Below are 2,644 nucleotides of genomic sequence, written 5' to 3'. Positions count from 1 at the left end.
TGGACAAAACCCAGGTCAGCACCACTGTCACCGACGAGCCGGGCACCCCAGGTACCCCGAGCAACCCAGGCGGCGGCAACGAAGGCGACCTGGTCAAGGTCACCATCACGGCCGACCAGACCTCGGTAGCCGAGAACGTCAAACCGACCTTCACCGTGCACATCAACCAGCCACTGGATCACGACCTGGTCGTGACCCTGAGCAACGATGCCAAGGTGACTATCAAGGCCGGCGACACCAGTGCGCCGTACGAGCACGCTGCCCAGGGCGACGACGTCTATAAAGATGCCGGTGAAGTCAGCCTGGGTATCAAGTCCGCTGTGGATATCGATGGTCGTACCTTCGAGAACCTGGAGCTTGGCGGCGCGGCGAAGGTGGAAGTCACCGATACCACTGACGAAGTGGTGGCGAAGCTGACTGCAACACCTTCGGTGACCGAAGGTGGTGAGATCACTTACACCATCACCCTGACCAACAAAGATGGCCTGCCGATCAACAACCACTCGGCCCTGACCTTCACGCTGAGCGACGGTAAAACTGTCATCACCGTGCCGGCCAACGGCACTACTGGTTCGATCACCGTCACCGCCCCGGACAACGTTTACGCTGGTGCGAACGACCCAGTCGTGAAGTCGATCGCCAGCGTCGATGGTGCTGATGTCGGCAAGTTCGAAAACCTGACCCTGGACAAAACCCAGGTCAGCACCACTGTCACCGACGAGCCGGGTACTCCAGGTACCCCGAGCAACCCAGGCGGCGGCAACGAAGGTGACCTGGTCAAGGTCACCATCACGGCCGACCAGACCTCGGTAGCCGAGAACGTCAAACCAACCTTCACCGTGCACATCAACCAGCCGCTGGACCACGACCTGGTCGTGACCTTGAGCAACGATGCCAAGGTGACCATCAAGGCCGGCGATACCAGCGCGCCGTACGAACATGCAGCGCAGGGTGACGACGTTTACCAAGATGCCGGCGAAATCAGCCTCGGCATCAAGTCGGCAGTTGATGTTGACGGGCGTCCGTTCGAGAACCTGGAGCTCGGCGGTGCCGCCTCGGTCGATGTTACCGATACGGTCAGCGAAGTCGTGGCGACATTGACTGCGACTGAGTCTGTCAGCGAAGGTGGCCAGATCACCTACACCGTGACGCTGACCAACAAAGACGGCTTGCCGATCAACAATCACTCGGCACTGACCTTTACCCTGAGCGATGGCAAGACCAGCATCACCGTGCCGGCCAATGGCACCACGGGCTCGGTTACCGTTATTGCCCCGGACAACGTCTATACCGGCGAGAATGCACCGGTCGAGCAAAGCCTGAAGTACGTCAGCGGCGCTGATGCCTGGAAGTTTGAGCAGCTGACGCTGGATGAAACCAAGGTCAGCACCGAAGTCACTGACGAGCCAGGCTCGGGTGTCCCGGGCGACAACAATCAGGGCGATATCGTCAAGGTCACTATTACCGCCGATCAAGTCTCGGTCGCCGAAAACGTCAAACCGAGCTTCACAGTGCACATCAATACGGCACTGGATCATGACCTGGTCGTGACGCTGAGCAACGATGCGCAGGTCACCATCAAAGCTGGTCAGACTTCGAGTGACCCTTATGTCCATGCGGCACAGGGCGAAGACGTCTACCTGGACAGCGGCGAAATAACTCTCGGCATCAAGTCGGCGGCTGATATCGATGGTCGCACCTTCGAGAACCTGCAGCTCGGCCACGACGCTTCGGTCAAGGTTACTGACACGATCAACGAAGTTGTTGCCAAACTGACTGCAACCGAGTCTGTCAGCGAAGGTGGCCAGATCACTTACACCGTGACCCTGACCAATAAAGACGGCTTGCCGATCAACAATCACTCGGCACTGACCTTCACCCTGAGCGACGGCAAGACGACCATCACCGTCCCAGCCAACAGCACTACTGGCTCGATCACCGTTACCGCTCCGGATGATGTTTATACTGGTGCGAACGCTGCGATCGAGCAGAGCCTGAAATACGTCAGCGGCGCTGATGCCTGGAAGTTTGAGCAGCTGACGCTGGACGAAACCAAGGTCAGCACCGAGGTCACCGACGAGCCTGGCTCGGGTACTCCGGGCGCCGGTAACGAGGGTGATCTGGTCAAGGTTACAATCGTGGCCGACCAGAAGTCGGTCTACGAAAACAAAGAACCGACCTTCACCGTCAAGATCAACACCGTGCTGGATCACGACCTGGTCGTGACCCTGAGCAACGATGCCAAGGTCACCATCAAGGCCGGTGAAACCAGCGCGCCGTACACTCATGCATCACAAGGTGAGGACGTCTACAAAGATGCCGGCACAATCACCTTGGGCATCAAGTCGGCTGTGGATGTCGACGGTCGCGACTTCGAGAACCTGCAACTGGGTGGGGATGCGTCGGTCAAGGTCAAGGACACCACCAACGAAGTTGTGGCAAAACTGACCGCAACCGAGTCCGCCAGTGAAGGTGGCCAGATCACCTACACCGTGACCCTGACTAACAAAGACGGCTTGCCGATCAACAACCACTCGGCTCTGACCTTCACGCTGAGCGACGGTAAAACTGTCATCACCGTGCCGGCCAACGGCACTACTGGCAGCATTACTGTCACTGCTCCGGACAACGTATACGTCGGCAG

General features: G+C 58.5%; 1 protein-coding gene. It reads left to right on the top strand.

The features are described 5' to 3' along the window. The coding region (locus tag DMX11_RS25740; RefSeq protein WP_371921806.1) for an immunoglobulin-like domain-containing protein at window positions 1-2,644 on the top strand (2,644 nt) is incomplete at both ends.

The sequence above is a fragment of the Pseudomonas sp. LB-090624 genome (genome assembly GCF_003205205.1).
Lineage (GTDB): Bacteria > Pseudomonadota > Gammaproteobacteria > Pseudomonadales > Pseudomonadaceae > Aquipseudomonas.
This window is presented reverse-complemented; position numbering and strand designations above follow the sequence as displayed.